This window comes from Nocardiopsis oceanisediminis (assembly GCF_048595525.1).
In the GTDB taxonomy this organism is placed as follows: domain Bacteria; phylum Actinomycetota; class Actinomycetes; order Streptosporangiales; family Streptosporangiaceae; genus Nocardiopsis_A; species Nocardiopsis_A oceanisediminis.
The window spans coordinates 1,814,617-1,829,612 of sequence record NZ_JAFMZJ010000001.1; the positions used below are offsets into that span (position 1 = coordinate 1,814,617).

Genomic DNA, 14,996 nt, shown 5'->3' on the forward strand with positions numbered 1-14,996 from the left:
CGACAAATCGATAGCACGCGGGAGCTCGCGCCTTGGCGGGCTGAGAGGGCGGCTGCCCCCAGAAGGGGGCCGGTGCCGCCGACCGCAGAACCTGTTCGGGTAATTCCGACGTAGGGAGGCGTGCCTTGACGGCGCTTGACGACCGTGACGTCCGACATGAGGTGACCACCGGCCCCATCATGGGCTCGGAGAAGGTCTACCACGAGGTCCCCGACCCCGAATCCGGTGCGGCGCTCCGCGTGCCGCACCGCCGCGTCGGACTCAGCAACGGCACCCATTTCGACCTGTACGACACCTCCGGGCCCTACACCGACTCCACCGCCGACATCGACGTCCACCGGGGCCTCGCCCCGATGCGCGCGGAGTGGATCGGGGCCCGCGAGCCGATCGGCGGCGCGGTCACCCAGCTGGCCTACGCCAAGGCCGGGACGGTCACCCCCGAGATGCGCTACATCGCGGCCCGGGAGGGGATGGACCCCGAGTTCGTCCGCTCCGAGGTCGCCGTCGGCCGGGCGGTCATCCCGGCCAACCGCTGCCACCCGGAGTCCGAGCCGATGATCATCGGCAAGCGGTTCCTGGTGAAGATCAACGCCAACATCGGCAACTCCGCGGTCACCTCCTCGGTGGAGGAGGAGGTGGAGAAGATGGTGTGGGCCACCCGGTGGGGCGCCGACACCGTGATGGACCTGTCCACCGGCAAGCGGATCCATGAGACCCGCGAGCGCATCCTGCGCAACTCGCCGGTGCCGATCGGCACCGTGCCCATCTACCAGGCGCTGGAGAAGGTCAACGGCGACCCGACCAAGCTGAGCTGGGAGATCTACCGGGACACCGTGATCGAGCAGGCCGAGCAGGGCGTGGACTACATGACGGTCCACGCCGGCGTGCTGCTCCGCTACGTCCCGCTGACCGCCAGGCGGATCACCGGCATCGTGTCCCGCGGCGGCTCGATCATGGCCGCCTGGTGCCTGGCCCACCACAAGGAGAGCTTCCTCTACACCCACTACGAGGAGCTCTGCGAGATCTTCCGGGCCTACGACATCACCTTCTCGCTCGGCGACGGCCTGCGCCCCGGCTCCATCGCCGACGCCAACGACGAGGCGCAGTTCGCCGAGCTGCGCACGCTCGGCGAGCTCACGCACATCGCCCGCGCGCACGACGTGCAGGTGATGATCGAGGGCCCCGGGCACGTCCCGATGCACAAGATCGCCGAGAACGTGCGGCTCGAAGAGGAGCTGTGCGGCGAGGCGCCGTTCTACACGCTGGGCCCGCTGGCCACCGACATCGCGCCCGGCTACGACCACATCACCTCCGCCATCGGCGCCGCCCAGATCGGCTGGCACGGCACGGCGATGCTCTGCTACGTCACCCCCAAGGAGCACCTGGGGCTGCCCAACCGGGACGACGTCAAGACCGGCGTCATCACCTACAAGCTGGCCGCGCACGCCGCGGACCTGGCCAAGGGGCACCCCAGGGCGCAGGAGTGGGACGACGAGCTGTCCCGGGCGCGCTTCGAGTTCCGCTGGCAGGACCAGTTCAACCTGTCGCTGGACCCGGAGACCGCGCAGTCCTTCCACGACGAGACGCTGCCCGCCGAACCGGCGAAGACCGCGCACTTCTGCTCCATGTGCGGGCCGAAGTTCTGCAGCATGCGCATCTCGCAGGACGTGCGGGACTACGCGGAGAAGAACGGCCTGTCCACCGTCGCGGCCATCGAGAAGGGCATGGCCGACAAGTCGGCCGAGTTCGCGGAGCAGGGCAAGCGGGTCTACCTCCCGCTCGCCGACTGAGCCGCACCCGGGGCCCGCAGGACGGCCGGAGGCCGCCAGGCCCGTGAGGAGCCCGGTGGACCACGGGCAGAGAGCGCCGTGGCCCGAAAGGGGCTCCTTTGAGGGTGGTGGCGGGCGACGGGCGGGCCCCGGCCCTCCAAGGGGCCGCTCCCGAGCGGGGAGCGGCCCCGCCCGCCCTTCTAGTCCGGCCGGCGCGCGCTGGCCAGCAGGTGCACGCCCACGTAGTCGTCGGACTCCTCGGCGCGCAGCTCCATCTCGACCAGGCGGTTGAGCGCGCGGGGGTCGGACTCCATCATGTGCTCCACGGTGGAGGCGGACAGCACGGTGCGCGGCCGGATCCACTCCACCTCCAGGCCGGCCCCGGCCAGCAGCTCGGTGAGCTGCTCCGCGGTGAAGCACCGGGTGATGGAGCCGTCCGGCCAGGGCACCAGCAGCACGTCGGCGCCGGCCGCGAAGCTCAGCTCCGGCCAGCAGTCCTGCTCGGCGAGGAGGGCCATGCCGAGCACCACCGAGTCGACGCAGATCAGGGTCCGGCCGCCGGGCCGGAGCACCCGCGCGATCTCGGCCAGCGAGGCCTCGGTGGCCAGCTGCCGGGAGAGCACCCTGTTGTCCGCGATGACGCCGTCGAACGCCCCGGGGGCGAAGCCGTCCAGGTTGGCCGGGTCGCCCACGACCGGGCGGAGCCGCCCGGGGGAGCGCCGCCGGCGCGGTACCTGGGCGCTCCCGTTGACCAGGGAGAGCGTCCGGCGGGGCGCGGTCTCGGCGGAGGGCAGCAGGGTGACCACGTCGTGTCCGGCGGCCAGCGCGCGCGGTGCGCCGCGGAAGTCGGGGGCGGACATGTCGAGCAGCACGCCCGGCTCCTCCGGGAGCCAGCGGGCGAGCTGGGTCCCGGCCACGGCCCAGTAGAAGCGCCAGTAGGCGGTCAGCGAATCGGTGGTGGCGAAGTGCGCCGCGGGGGAACGGGGCGGTGGCGGCTCCGCGGCGGCATCGCCTCGGGGGGACGCCTGCTCACGGGCCGCGGAACTGGAGGACGGGCGCACGACACTCCTCTCCCACGTCTTTGCTGACGGTTCTACCCGCACTCTTGCACGCATCACCCGGCCGCGGCAGGTGGTGCGGGGAATTCCGGGTGCGGTTCCGGGTCCCGGCCGGCCGCCGGAATCAGCGGGGGGCCGCCGTTGTTGGCACCTTCATCGTCCCGGCAGGGCGCTCCGGCCCGGCCGGGGCGTACGGGATCGGGAAGCCGAAGAGGAGGTCAGCGAGGTCGATGCCGACTGTGACCGAGGACCCGGTGCTCGACCGGCCCTCCACCGCGCGACCTGCGGGTCCGGACGTGCGGTCAGCTCCTTGGGCGTCGTATCGTGAGGCGACGGTTGCCCCACGGCACACCAGTACAAGGAGGCAGGCGGGCTTGAGTCAAGGCCAGGAGACACTCGACGAGCGGGGGGCCCGGTTCGAACGGGACGTCCTCCCGTTCCTGGACCAGCTGTATTCGGCAGCGCTGCGCATGACGCGCAACCCGTCCGACGCCGAGGACCTCGTCCAGGAGACATTCGCCAAGGCCTTCGGGTCGTTCCACCAGTTCAAGGAAGGCACGAACCTCAAGGCCTGGCTGTACCGCATCCTCACCAACACCTTCATCAACTCCTATCGCAAGAAGCAGCGCGAGCCGAAGCAGGCCGGCACCGAGGACGTCGAGGACTGGCAGCTGGCCCAGGCCGCGTCGCACTCCTCCAGCGGCCTGAAGTCCGCGGAGGCCGAGGCGCTGGAGCACCTTCCCGACAGCGACGTCAAGCGCGCCCTGCAGGAGCTCCCGGAGGACTTCCGCATCGCGGTCTACCTCGCCGACGTCGAGGGCTTCGCCTACAAGGAAGTGGCCGAGATCATGGACACCCCGATCGGGACGGTCATGTCGCGGCTGCACCGGGGGCGGCGGCAGCTCAGAACCCTGCTGGAGGAGTACGCGGTGGACCGCGGCATCCTCTCCGGCGAAGGCCTCGCCGGGGCCGGCGGGGCGGGTAGGGAATCGGTGTCCACGGGAGCCCCCAAGGGCGGGGCGGCGCGGAAGGAACGGCGATGAGCTGCGGAGGAACGCACGACACCCCGTGCAGCGAGGTTCTCGCGAACCTCTACACCTACATCGACGGCGAGCTGGCCGAGGCCGGCTGCGAGGAGGTCCGCCGCCACCTCGACGAGTGCCGCCCCTGCCTGGAGGAGTACGGCCTGGAGGAGGTCGTCAAGAAGCTGGTGGCCAAGCACTGCGGCTGCGACCCGGTCCCGGACGACCTGCGCAGCAAGGTGCTCTTCCGGCTGGAGGCGGCCCGGACCGACCTGGTCGGCCGGGAGGGCGCGGTGGAGTGACCGCGCGCCCGGCCCGGCCGGGGACCGCTCGGAGGCGGCGTTCCGCGCATGCGGGGCGCCGCTTTTTCCGTGCCGCGCTCCGGGTGGACCTTCCGGGACGACCGGTGCGTTCTCCCGTGATTCACCGCATTCTCCCTGATTCGCCATTATGTGCGGCATTCTGCGCGCACGGTGGCCAAACGGTCGTTATTCGCGAATGGTAGGGAAATGGGGGATGGGTGGAATGGTGGCCGGTCGACACGCCCGATGGTCGAATCAATTTTTATCCGGCCGCCCGGAAGGCGGGCAAGGGTCCCATTGATCGACTCGGTCGGCGGGTTTGTGACTCTCCGTCATTGAGGGCGGTCCTGCCTCTGCTCTGACCTGCCGGGTTGTTCGCTCGGGCAGGCGGTCGGCGGGCGCGGAGGGCGGTGCGTCCAATTACTCCGGGTAGTTGAATGCAATTCGAAACGGATTCGTAGTTTCGCATTCCGGAACGGGCATGAACACCGTTTCTCACGGTTGGCTCACGGTTCGGTCCGGGGAAATCGGGGCCCTCGAGCGGGCCGTTAAACTGGCCGCCATATCGACCGTTTGGGGTAATTCGCTTGCCGCCCCCGAGGGGGATCCGTGCGGGGTCGCAGGGGCGGCGGCCGGATCCGAGGGGGGCGGAGACGACATGACGGGGATCATCGCACTGCTGCACACGCTGATGGTGGCGGCTCTCTTGCTGGTCAACGCAGCGGGAGGCTGGTCCTGGTGGTAGAACGGAAACGATGAAATCATGACGGTTCGGTCGGCAATGGGGCAGGAGGTACGGAGAATTGCGTTCGCTGCCGGTAGCGGCGCGGTTGTACGTCGGCCTCGTCGTCCTGGGCGCCCTCGCGGTGCTGGCCGCCGGACCCTACTCCGGGATCGAACCGGTCACCCTGGTCCTCCTCGCGGTCCTGTTCGTGGTGGCCGAGTCGATCAGCACGATGGTCGACAGCGGCGGCGAGGGCGACCGGACGGGGATCTCGCCGAGCTCCTCGGCGGCCCTGGCCGCCGTCGTGCTCACCGGGCCGGTCGGCGCCGCCGTGGTCGGGTTCTGCTCGGTCCTGGTGGTGCTGCGCCGGCAGAACCTGGTCAAGCGGTTCTTCAACGGAGCCCAGTTCGCCCTGGCCGGCTACGCGGCCGGCCACGCCTACCTGCTGATGGGCGGGCGGATGGGGGTCCCGGGCCGGGATGACTTCCCGTGGATCGTGCTGCCCTACACGGTGGCGATCCTGGTGCACACCGCGGTCAACGGCGCGCTCATCGCCGGCCTGCTGCGCTGCCTGGGCGTGCTGCAGCTGCGCCGGCCCGGCCGGATGCGCTGGCGCCCGGTGGTCGGCCTGGAGCTGGCCTCCCTCGGCTACGCCATGCTCGGCCTGCTCATCGCCGCCATCTGGGGCCTGGTCGGGCTGTTCGCGGTGCTCCTGGTGCTGCTGCCGCTGTTCATCGCGCGCTGGGCGTTCTACCAGTACGTCGCCGAGCAGCACGCGCACGACGCCACGCTGGCCACCCTCGCCCAGGCGGTGGAGACCAAGGACTACTACACCCGCGGCCACTGCATGCGGGTCTCCAAGGCGTCCGGGATGATCGCCCAGGAGCTCGGCCTCAGCGCCGAGCGGGTGCGCAACGTCCGCTACGCCGGGATGCTGCACGACATCGGCAAGCTGGGCGTCCCCACCAAGGTGCTGCAGAAGTCGGGCGGGCTCACCGAGGAGGAGTTCGCCGCGATCCAGCTGCACCCGATGCGCGGCTACGAGATCGTCCGCGAGATCGGCTTCCTCGACGAGGCGCTGGCCGGCATCATGCACCACCACGAGAAGATGAACGGCCGCGGCTACCCGATGGGGCTGGCCGGGGAGGACATCCCGGAGTGCGCCCGGATCGTCTCGGTCGCCGACGTCTTCGACTGCATCACCTCCACCCGCTCCTACCGCAAGGCCCGCTCGGTCGGGGAGGCCGTCGCCGAGCTGCGCCGCTGCGCCGGCGAGCAGTTCGACCCGCGGATGGTGGAGGCGCTGGTCCGGGCGGTCGAGCGGGACGGCTGGGACCCGCCGGTCGACATCGAGCCGCCGGACGACGGCGCCGAGGTCGCCCAGCAGGACCACGACGACCCGAGCGTCCCGCTGCGCGTCGCCGGGGAGGGCGAGCGGTGATGGCCCAGGGGGCGAGGAGCCCGCTGCGCGGCCGCGGAGGGCCCACCCGCATCGACCCGGTCCGGATGTGGGTGATCGCCGCCGCGGTGGTCTGCGCCCTGGGCGCCCTGGTCTGGACGCTGGCCGCGGGGTTCGCCGACACCCAGGTCGCGCTCGCCTTCGGTGTGCTCATCGCGGTCGGGGAGCTGGTCCGGATCACCCTGCCGGGCCGCCGGGAGACCGCGCCCATCGCCTCGGCCGGCGCGATCGGCTACGCGCTCCTCGCCGACATCGGCGGCCGGCCGGTGCACCACTCCGCCGAGCAGGTGGTGGCGGTGGTCGCGCTCGGACTGGCCCTGGGCGAGCTGCCGCACATCGCGGTGGGGCGCGGCCCGCGCTGGAGCGACCTCTCCCGGCGCCTGCTGATGGCGGTGGCCCTGGCCGCCGCCTTCCGCCCCTTCGCCGACCTGCTCTCACCGGTGCCGCGCGACTGGTGGCTGACCCTGGCGGTGATGATCGCGCTGGTCCTGGCCGCCTGGTGCGTGGACGCCGCCCTGGCCGCGCTGATCCGCGCCGAGCGGGTGGGCACCCGCACCTCGGTGGCGCTGCGCGACGAGTTCCGCGCCCAGTTCGGCATCGGCATGGCCATCGGCGCCACCGGCATCCTGATCTCGCTGGCCTGCACCGCCACCGGCCTGGTCGGCCTGCTGGTGTTCATCGCGCCGCTGCTCGTCACCCAGGTGGCGTTCCGCAGGTTCGCCGACATCCGGCTGACCTACCTGCAGACCGTCCGGGCGCTCTCCCGCGTCACCGAGGTCGGCGGATACGTGGAGGCGGGCCACTCCCGCCGGGTCTCCGAACTGGCCACCGCGATCGGCTGCGAGCTGGGCATGCGCGAATCGGAGCTGCGCGAGCTGGAGTACGCGGCGCTGATGCACGACATCGGCCAGCTCTCGCTGCGCGACCCGATCGCCAGCGGCGCCACCGTGCTGGCCGCCCCCCGCGAGCAGCGCCGCATCGCGGAGCTGGGGTCGGCGATCATCCGGGAGACCGGGGTGCTCGACCCGGTGGCCGAGCTGGTCCGCCGGCAGTGCGAGGGGTGCGAGGGCGACGGCGCCGCCGGGCCCCCGCCGCTGGGCAGCAGGATCATCAAGGTCGCCAACGCCTTCGACGACCTGGTCGGCGAGTCGGCCGACCCGGACCGCGGCGAGGCGGTGCTGGAGCGGCTGCGGATGGACTCCGGCGGCGAGTACGACCCGGAGGTGGTCGAGGCCGCGGCGCGCGCCCTGCACCGGGCCCGGCCGCGCTGGTGAGCGGATCCGCGGGGGCGCCCGCGGGGCTGCCGTAGGATCGGCCCGCCGCGCGCCGACCGGGTGCGCGGCGGGGAGGGGGCGAGAGATGACCGAGATCCACGCCGAGATGGTCGCCGGCGTCCACCGGGTGACCGCCGCACCGGGGGACCGGGTCGGCGCCGGCGCCGTCCTGCTCCTGCTGGAGTCGATGAAGATGGAGATCCCGGTGCTCACCGAGGAGCCGGGCACCGTCGTCAGCATCGACGTCGCCGAGGGCGACGTGGTCCGCGAGGGGGACCTGCTCGCCGTCGTGGAGTAGCCCGCGGGTAGGTTTCCGGACCATGAGCGACATCGAGGAACCGCGCCCCGGCCTCACCGGCGAGGCCCGGATCGAAGTGGGCCCCGCCGACACCGCGCGGGCGCTGGGCAGCGGCGACGTGCCGGTGCTCGGGACGCCGCGGGTGCTCGCGCTGGCCGAGGAGGCGACGGTGGCGGCGCTGGCCGGCCGGCTGGAGCCCGGCAGGACCACGGTGGGCACCTCGGTCGGCCTGCGCCACCTCGCGGCCAGCCCGGTCGGCGCGCGCGTCCGGGTCCGCGCGGAGCTGCGCGAGGCCGACGGCCGCCGGCTGGTCTTCGCCGTCGAGGCGGTGCAGGAGGCCGCCTCCGGCGGCGGCCGGGTGGTCGCCGACGGGACCGTGGAGCGGGTCGTGGTCGACCGGGAGCGCTTCATCGCCTCGGCGGCCGGCTGACCTCCCCGCCCCCGCCCCGCCCGGCCGGAGCGGCGGGCGCCGGGCGTTCGCGGCCGCTCTCCCGGCCGGTGCGGCGCTCTCCGGTGGCCGGAGCGCCGACCGGGGCGGAGGGGGATCGGCCGCCCGCCGCACCGGGCGGGCCGGGACTCCGCCGGTCCGCACGCGCGGCGGTGACCGGGCGTCCGGTCCGCCGGGGAGCACCGCCCGGTGCGGGGGGGGGCGGACCGGCCTCCCGGAGGCGCCGCTCCCGGCCGGGCGGCCGCCCTCAGACCCCCATGGTCTTGCGCGGGTAGACGACGTCCGGGTCGGTGGCCACGTTCACCATGTAGGGCACCCCGGAGTCGAAGGCGCGCTCCAGGGCCGGGCCGATCCCGTCCGGGTCGGTCACCAGCTCGCCGCCCCCGCCCAGGGCGCGGACCACCTCGTCGTAGCGGGTCTGCGGGGTGAGCTCGGCGGCGATGTCGTAGCCGTAGAGCATCCGCATCGGCGCCTTCTCCAGGCCCCAGACGCCGTTGTTGCCGCAGACCATGACCACCGGCAGCCGGTGCCGGACCAGGGTGTCCACGTCCATCAGGGAGAAGCCGGCGGCGCCGTCCCCGAGCAGGGTCACCACCTGGGAGGAGGGGCGGGACAGCCGGGCGGCGATCGAGTAGCCCATGCCGGTGCCCAGGCAGCCGAACGGGCCGGGGTCCAGCCAGTTGCCGGGGCGCTTCGGCTCGATGTACTTGCCCGCGTAGGAGACGAAGTCGCCGCCGTCCCCGATGACCACGGCGTCCTCGGCGAGCACCTTGTTCAGCTCGCCGTAGACGCGCGCCGGGTGGATCGGGTCGGAGCCGCTGCCCAGCACCTCCGCGTCGGCGGCCGCGGCCCGCGCCGCCGCCGCGGTGATCTCCGCGCGCCACTCCCGGGCCGCCGGGCGCGGCCGGGCCTCGGCGGCGATGCCGCGCAGCACCGCGGACAGGTCGCCGGCGGCGGTGGCGGCCGGGACCATGTGCGAGGCCAGCTGGCCGGGGGAGTCGGCGACGTGCGCGACCTTGGCCGGGGGCGCGCCGTCCCTGCCGCCGAACAGGCCGTGGCCGAGCCGGAAGTCCAGCGGGGTGCCGACCACCACCACCAGGTCGGCGCGGCCCAGGGCGGCCCCGCGCGCCCGGTTGGCCAGCAGCGGGTGGCCGCCCGGCAGCAGCCCGCGGCCCTGCCCGTTGGTGACCACCGGGACGCCCAGCTCCTCGGCGGCCTCCAGGGCGGCCGCCTCGGCGCCGTCCAGCCACACGTCGGAGCCGAGCACCAGCACCGGCCGCTCGGCCTCGGAGAGCAGCCGGGCCACGGCGGAGACCTCCCCGGGGTCGGGGGCGGGGCGCTCCGCGGCGGCGGCGCCCGGCTCCACCGAGGCCTGGTCGTAGAGGGCGTCCATCGGGACGTCGAGGAAGACCGGGCCGCGGTGCGCGGCGTTGGCGGTGCGGAACGCCTCGTCCACCTCGGCGGCGATCGAGCCGGTCGCGCGCGCGGTCCGGGAGAGCTTGGTGACCGATTCCAGCAGCGGCGGCTGGTCCAGCTCCTGGAGCAGGCCCTGGCCCCAGCGGGCCTCCGGGGCGCGCCCGCCGATCAGCACCATCGGGGAGCCGTTGAAGTGCGCGGTGGCCACGCCGCTGACCGCGTTGGTGACGCCGGGGCCGGCGGTCACCACGGCCAGCCCGGCCCGCCGGGTCAGCTTGCCGACGCCCTCGGCGGCGAAGACCGCGGTCTGCTCGTGCCGGACGTCCAGCAGCCGCATGGTCGGCTCCGGCTTGACCGCGGCGTCGTACAGCGGGAACACGTGACCGCCGCTCAGCGTGAACATCGTGTCGGCGCCGTGGTGCCGGGCGACGGCCACCGCGTGCGCGCCGCCGTGGCCCTCGATCCGCCCGGAGAAGGGGGGCGTGTCCATGTCCTGCCTCGCTGTCCTGGTCCGCGTCACGTTACCGGTGAGTTCAAAAGCACCGTAGTGATTCACGTCGCATCAGGACAAGAGGGACGGAGGTCAGTCCCGGTCCGGCGGGCGCAGCCGGGTGACGAACTTGTACCGGTCGCCCCGGTACAGCGAGCGGACCCACTCCACCGGGTGGCCGTCGGCGTCGAAGCTGTGCTGGCAGTGGAGCACCAGCGGCAGGCCGACATCCACGCCGAGCAGCCGCGCCTCGTCCGGGGTGGCCAGCACCGTCTCTATGGTCGCCTCGGCCTCGGCCAGCCGCACCTCGTAGGCGCTGGCCAGCGCCTCGTACAGCGAGGCGTACCGGTCCAGCTGCCGGCGGAGGCCGGGGAACCGGCGGGCCGCCAGGTGCGCGGTCTCCACCGCCATCGGCTCGCCGTTGGCCAGCCGGAGCCGCTCGATGCGGAGCACCCGCCCGCCGGAGCGGATCGCCAGCAGCTCGGCCAGCTGGTCGTCGGCGTTGATGTAGCTGACGTCCAGGATCCGGGTGGCCGGGTGCAGGCCGTGCGCGCGCATCTCCTGGGTGTAGCTCTGCAGCTGGAGCACCTGGGCGACCTTGGGCTGGGCGACGAAGGTGCCCTTGCCCTGGATGCGCAGCAGCCGCCCCTCGACCACCATCTCGGTGAGGGCCTGGCGCACGGTGGTCCGGGAGGTGCCGAACTCCGCGGCGAGGGTGCGCTCGGGAGGAACGGGCTCGCCCGCCGACATGGTCTCGATCAGCTCCAAGAGCTGCTTTTTGACCTGGTAGTACTTGGGGACCCGGGGATCCTCGCGGATCGTTCGCTGACCCGTCACGTCGTCCTTCCTCCACCCGCCGTCGCGGTGCACGCGGGCCCACTGGTGTGGACCACTGGTCGAGTACGTTCCTCGAGTATGCCCCCACCCGTGGGATGATCTGTGAGTGCCTCACCTCAGCGACCTGATCCGACGCTATACCGCACTCAAGAGCGCGGACCTGGAGTGGTTCCACTCGCTGGTCTCCGATTGGCAGCTGCTGGCCGACCTCTCCTTCGCCGACCTCGTGCTATGGGTGCGGATGCGCGACGACACCGGCTGGGTCGCCGTCGCCCAGATGCGGCCCACCACCGGCCCCACCGCCTTCCAGGACGACCTGGTGGAGACGGAGCTCTCCGCGGAGACCGCGCGCGCCGCGGACGAGGCCGACCGCCCCCGGCTCACCGCGCGCCTGGAGCTGATCGACGGCGCCTGGGCGGAGGGCCGGATCCGCCGGGAGGGCGACCCCGACTGGTCCGGCGGCGTGCCGGTGCGCGAGGAGGCCATCCCGGTCCGCCGGGACGGCAAGCTCATCGGGGTGATCCAGCGCAGCACCAACCTGAGCTCCGCGCGCACCCCCAGCCGGCTCGAACTCACCTACCTGCAGAGCGCCAGCGACCTCGCGCAGATGATCGCCGAGGGCCAGTTCCCCTTCAGCGACCAGGAGCCGCTCATGGTCCGCTCGCCGCGGGTCGGCGACGGGCTGCTCCGCCTGGACCAGGGCGGCGACGTGGTCTATGCCAGCCCCAACGCGCTCTCGGCCTACCGCAGGCTGGGGCTGACCGCGGACCTGTACGGCACCAGCCTGGCCCGCACCACGCTCGCCCTGGCCTCCGCCGGAGACGCCCGGGACGAGTCGCTGACCTGGACCGCGGGCGGCCGGGCCCCGCGCGAGGCGGAGGTGGAGGCGCGCGGATCCACCGTGCAGCTGCGCGCCATCCCGCTGGTCAACGACGGCGTGCGGGTCGGCGCGCTGGTCATGGTCCGCGACGTCACCGAGCTGCGCCGGCGCGAGCGCGAGCTGATGACCAAGGACGCCACCATCCGGGAGATCCACCACCGGGTCAAGAACAACCTGCAGACCGTGGCGGCGCTGCTCCGGCTGCAGGCCCGCCGGCTGGACAACCTGGAGGGGCGGGCCGCGCTGGACGAGGCGGTGCGCCGGGTCGGCTCGATCGCGATCGTGCACGAGATGCTCTCGCACACCCCCGACGAGATCGTCGACTTCGACGACATCGCCGACCGGGTGATCGAGATGGCCGCGGAGGTCTCCACCACCGGCGCCCCGGTCACGCCGCGCCGGGTCGGCCACTTCGGACTGCTCTCCGCGCTGGTCGCCACCCCGCTGTCGATGGTCCTCACCGAGCTGGTGCAGAACGCGGTGGAGCACGGCCTGGACTACGGGCCCGGCTCGATCGAGGTCGGGGTGCGCCGGGAGGACCCGCCCCCGGGCGCCGAGGACCGCTCCGGGACGCTGCACATCGAGGTCACCGACGACGGCGGCGGCCTGCCGCCCGGCTTCGACTTCGAGAGCACCAACAGCCTCGGCCTGCAGATCGTGCGGACGCTGGTGGTCGGCGAGCTCGGCGGCCGGCTGGAGATCAAGCCGCGCGACGAGGTCGGCACGGCGGTCGCCATCGAGCTGCCGGTGGAGCGGGACGTCCAGGGCTGAGCGGGCCCGCCCCGGGAGGCCCCGGAACGCGCCGATCCCGGGTCCGGGGCGCCCGCCGCGGAGGAGCGGCGGGGGCGGCGGAGCCGGGATCGGCGGGGGTGGTAGGAATGGGGGGTGACGGACGGCCGGAGGGCTCAGACCGCGGTGCGCACCACCGGGCGGAGGCCGGCGTTGCGGCGGCGGCGCAGCGAGCGGCGCTCCTGCTCGCTCATGCCGCCCCATACGCCGCCGTCCTGTCCGGTCTCCAGGGCCCAGCGCAGGCAGGCACTGGACACGGGGCAGGCGGCGCAGACCTCTTTGGCCTCCTCGATCTGCATGAGAGCGGGGCCCGAGTCACCGATGGGGAAGAACAGCTCGGGGTCTTCGTCACGGCAGGCGGCGTGGTGGCGCCAGTCCATGCGGATCAACTCCTCACAGCGAGGCATTCGCGGGCGTGCGCATTGTGAACTCGTTCACGAACATGAGCGCGGGGCACACCCTTGTCGCCCCGGCGCGCCAAGCGCGCCCGCCCAACGGGACGACGTCCGGTGTGAGCCGGGGGCGAACGTGCTCAGGAGCCGTTCCCACCTCGGAATCATCCGTTTTACTCGCCCGTAACGTGCGGCGTCATGTCGAGCCTGTCAGGGTTCACAGGCGCACGCAAGAGTGCCCGTGGCCGATCGGCGCGGGCGGCGGTGTCGCGTGTGTCACAAGCGACCGTCCGGTCGTCTCAGACGATGATTCGTAACGCCTTCGGTACGGAGTGGAAATCGATCCGACTCCGCGCGCCGAGATACTCCCCGTCGATCTGGAACGCGCGGGGGCGCTTCGAGGCGATGCTGAGCGAGGGCATGTCGTGCCGGGTGATGTAGCCCCGGCCCTCCGGCGGGACCCCCTGGTGCGAGAGCATCCGGCGGAGCAGCAGCGCGGTGGCGGAGGTGCCCATGGTGGTCATCCCGAACACGTCCAGCCCCAGTGAGAACCGGGACCGCGGCGTCGGCTGCACCGGCACCGAGCCCGCGTACGTCCACGGCGTGGTGTTGGTGACCAGCGCGAAGTGCAGGCCGGAGACCGGGTCGTGGCCGGGCGCCTCCAGCATCAGCGAGGGGTTCCGGATCCGCCCCGACATGAACATCCGCAGCGCCGTGTTGATGTAGAGCGCGGGGGAGGCGCGCCGGCCGCGCCGGCGCAGCCGCTCCACCTCCTGCACCACCTCGGCGTCCCAGCCGAACCCGGCGCAGAAGGTGAAGTAGCGGTCGTCGGACGGACCGGAGATGCGGCCCAGGCCGACCGTCCGGCTCGACCCCGAGCGGAGCGCCTCCAGCACCGCGCCGGTCGCCTCCACCGGGTCGGTCGGCATGCCCAGCGCGCGGACGAACACGTTGGCGCTGCCCCCGGGGATCGCCGCGTAGCTCGGCCGGGGCAGCCCCTCCGGGGTGCGCAGCAGGCCGTTGACCACCTCGTTGACGGTGCCGTCCCCGCCCAGGCTGATCACCGTGTCGAAGCCCTCGCCGGCGGCGTCGCGGGCCAGTTCCCGGGCGTGGTCCCGGTACTCCGTCTGCGCGACGTGCAGTTCCACGTCGCGCGCGATGGCGCCGACGATGACGTCGCGGGACCGGGGCGTGGTGGTGGTCGCCTGGGGGTTGACGATGAAGAGCGCGCGCACCCGGCCAGTCTAGAGGCCCTGCCCCGCAGCCGCTCCCGGGCCCGCGGCGCACCGCGCGGCGGCCCGGCGCGGGCGCCCCGCCCGGCCGGGGGCCGGGCCGGCCGGGGGCCGGGCCGGACGGGGCACCCGGGGCGGATACTGTGGAGGGTGTCTTCACGTCCGCTCAACGTCGTCATCGCCGCCGCACTGCAGGGCCTGATCGGCCTGGTCATCGCCTACGAGGGCGTCCGGGTCGCCATCGAGGCGGTCCAGGGGCGCGGCTCCGCCTCGTTCTCGGTGCCGCTCGCGATCCTCGCCTTCGCGGCCGCCGCCGCGGTCTGCTACGTGGCCTGGGGCCTGTTCACGCTCCAGTCCTGGTCCCGCGGCCCGGTGGTGCTCACCCAGATCTTCATGCTGGTCATCGCCTATTCGATGTACACCAGCGACCAGATGGCGGTCAGCGTCGGGATGGCGGCGACCGCCGTCGCGGTCCTGGGCCTGGTGCTGTCCGGCCCGGTCACCGAGGTGCTCTTCCCCGGCGGCCGGCTCCCCGGGGAGGACGCCCCGGAGAAGCCGGAGGGCGGCGGCTGAGGGGCGGGCCCGGCCGGCGGGCGGGGCCCGGAG

Annotated in this window: 14 protein-coding genes; 9 read left to right on the forward strand and 5 right to left on the reverse strand. The window is 73.2% G+C overall.

The window, feature by feature from the left end:
* The first annotated feature begins 125 nt into the window (after window positions 1–125).
* Window positions 126–1,790: a phosphomethylpyrimidine synthase ThiC gene (gene thiC, locus J0910_RS08210; RefSeq protein ID WP_420157925.1), complete on the forward strand. Its 1,665-nt coding sequence runs from the start codon at window positions 126–128 to the stop codon at window positions 1,788–1,790.
* Between the two features lie 179 nt (window positions 1,791–1,969).
* Here the strand turns inward: thiC and J0910_RS08215 are convergent, their stop codons facing one another.
* Complete coding sequence (locus J0910_RS08215) at window positions 1,970–2,830, reverse strand: methyltransferase domain-containing protein (RefSeq protein ID WP_420157926.1); 861 nt, start codon at window positions 2,828–2,830, stop codon at window positions 1,970–1,972.
* 371 nt (window positions 2,831–3,201) lie between these two features.
* On the opposite strand from J0910_RS08215, the gene J0910_RS08220 reads away from it, so the two are divergent.
* From J0910_RS08220 to J0910_RS08245, 6 genes are all read left to right on the forward strand, one after another.
* Entirely contained in the window at window positions 3,202–3,870 is a 669-nt protein-coding gene (locus J0910_RS08220; RefSeq protein WP_420157927.1) for a sigma-70 family RNA polymerase sigma factor, read from the forward strand.
* Window positions 3,867–4,151, forward strand: a complete 285-nt coding sequence (rsrA, locus tag J0910_RS08225; RefSeq protein ID WP_420157928.1) for a mycothiol system anti-sigma-R factor — start codon at window positions 3,867–3,869, stop codon at window positions 4,149–4,151. Before J0910_RS08220 ends, rsrA begins: the two co-directional genes overlap by 4 nt.
* Before the next feature lie 830 nt (window positions 4,152–4,981).
* The gene (locus J0910_RS08230) at window positions 4,982–6,316 is read left to right on the forward strand and encodes an HD-GYP domain-containing protein (RefSeq protein WP_420161919.1); all 1,335 of its coding nucleotides are present in this window, start codon (window positions 4,982–4,984) and stop codon (window positions 6,314–6,316) included.
* On the forward strand, window positions 6,316–7,608 hold the full coding sequence (locus J0910_RS08235; RefSeq protein ID WP_420157929.1) for an HD-GYP domain-containing protein: 1,293 nt from the start codon (window positions 6,316–6,318) through the stop codon (window positions 7,606–7,608). Before J0910_RS08230 ends, J0910_RS08235 begins: the two co-directional genes overlap by 1 nt.
* Before the next feature lie 85 nt (window positions 7,609–7,693).
* Window positions 7,694–7,906, forward strand: a complete 213-nt coding sequence (locus J0910_RS08240; protein WP_420157930.1) for a biotin/lipoyl-binding carrier protein — start codon at window positions 7,694–7,696, stop codon at window positions 7,904–7,906.
* Between the two features lie 22 nt (window positions 7,907–7,928).
* Entirely contained in the window at window positions 7,929–8,336 is a 408-nt protein-coding gene (locus tag J0910_RS08245; RefSeq protein WP_420157931.1) for a thioesterase family protein, read from the forward strand.
* Window positions 8,337–8,601: 265 nt separating this feature from the next.
* Here the strand turns inward: J0910_RS08245 and J0910_RS08250 are convergent, their stop codons facing one another.
* Both J0910_RS08250 and J0910_RS08255 read right to left on the reverse strand, forming a co-directional pair.
* Complete coding sequence (locus J0910_RS08250) at window positions 8,602–10,260, reverse strand: acetolactate synthase (protein WP_420157932.1); 1,659 nt, start codon at window positions 10,258–10,260, stop codon at window positions 8,602–8,604.
* Window positions 10,261–10,353: 93 nt separating this feature from the next.
* Window positions 10,354–11,097, reverse strand: a complete 744-nt coding sequence (locus tag J0910_RS08255; RefSeq protein ID WP_017592711.1) for a GntR family transcriptional regulator — start codon at window positions 11,095–11,097, stop codon at window positions 10,354–10,356.
* A gap of 106 nt (window positions 11,098–11,203) precedes the next feature.
* Here J0910_RS08255 and J0910_RS08260 point away from each other — a divergent pair, with 106 nt between their 5' ends.
* On the forward strand, window positions 11,204–12,748 hold the full coding sequence (locus tag J0910_RS08260; protein ID WP_420157933.1) for a sensor histidine kinase: 1,545 nt from the start codon (window positions 11,204–11,206) through the stop codon (window positions 12,746–12,748).
* Between the two features lie 134 nt (window positions 12,749–12,882).
* On the opposite strand, the gene J0910_RS08265 is transcribed toward J0910_RS08260, so the two are convergent.
* Both J0910_RS08265 and J0910_RS08270 read right to left on the reverse strand, forming a co-directional pair.
* Window positions 12,883–13,146, reverse strand: a complete 264-nt coding sequence (locus tag J0910_RS08265) for a WhiB family transcriptional regulator (RefSeq protein WP_420157934.1) — start codon at window positions 13,144–13,146, stop codon at window positions 12,883–12,885.
* 311 nt (window positions 13,147–13,457) lie between these two features.
* The gene (locus J0910_RS08270) at window positions 13,458–14,393 is read right to left on the reverse strand and encodes a diacylglycerol/lipid kinase family protein (RefSeq protein WP_420157935.1); all 936 of its coding nucleotides are present in this window, start codon (window positions 14,391–14,393) and stop codon (window positions 13,458–13,460) included.
* Window positions 14,394–14,540: 147 nt separating this feature from the next.
* Between J0910_RS08270 and J0910_RS08275 the strand changes: the two genes are divergently transcribed.
* A complete protein-coding gene (locus J0910_RS08275) occupies window positions 14,541–14,963 on the forward strand; it encodes a hypothetical protein (protein WP_420157936.1) in 423 nt (140 codons plus the stop codon).
* The last annotated feature ends 33 nt before the right edge of the window (window positions 14,964–14,996 follow it).

Bases quoted from the DNA above. Each gene is read 5' to 3' on its own strand.
- J0910_RS08245 (WP_420157931.1), top strand. From the start codon at position 7,929: ATGAGCGACATCGAGGAACCGCGCCCCGGCCTCACCGGCGAGGCCCGG.
- J0910_RS08250 (WP_420157932.1), bottom strand. From the start codon at position 10,260: ATGGACACGCCCCCCTTCTCCGGGCGGATCGAGGGCCACGGCGGCGCG.
- J0910_RS08240 (WP_420157930.1), top strand. From the start codon at position 7,694: ATGACCGAGATCCACGCCGAGATGGTCGCCGGCGTCCACCGGGTGACC.
- J0910_RS08265 (WP_420157934.1), bottom strand. From the start codon at position 13,146: ATGGACTGGCGCCACCACGCCGCCTGCCGTGACGAAGACCCCGAGCTG.
- J0910_RS08235 (WP_420157929.1), top strand. From the start codon at position 6,316: ATGGCCCAGGGGGCGAGGAGCCCGCTGCGCGGCCGCGGAGGGCCCACC.
- rsrA (WP_420157928.1), top strand. From the start codon at position 3,867: ATGAGCTGCGGAGGAACGCACGACACCCCGTGCAGCGAGGTTCTCGCG.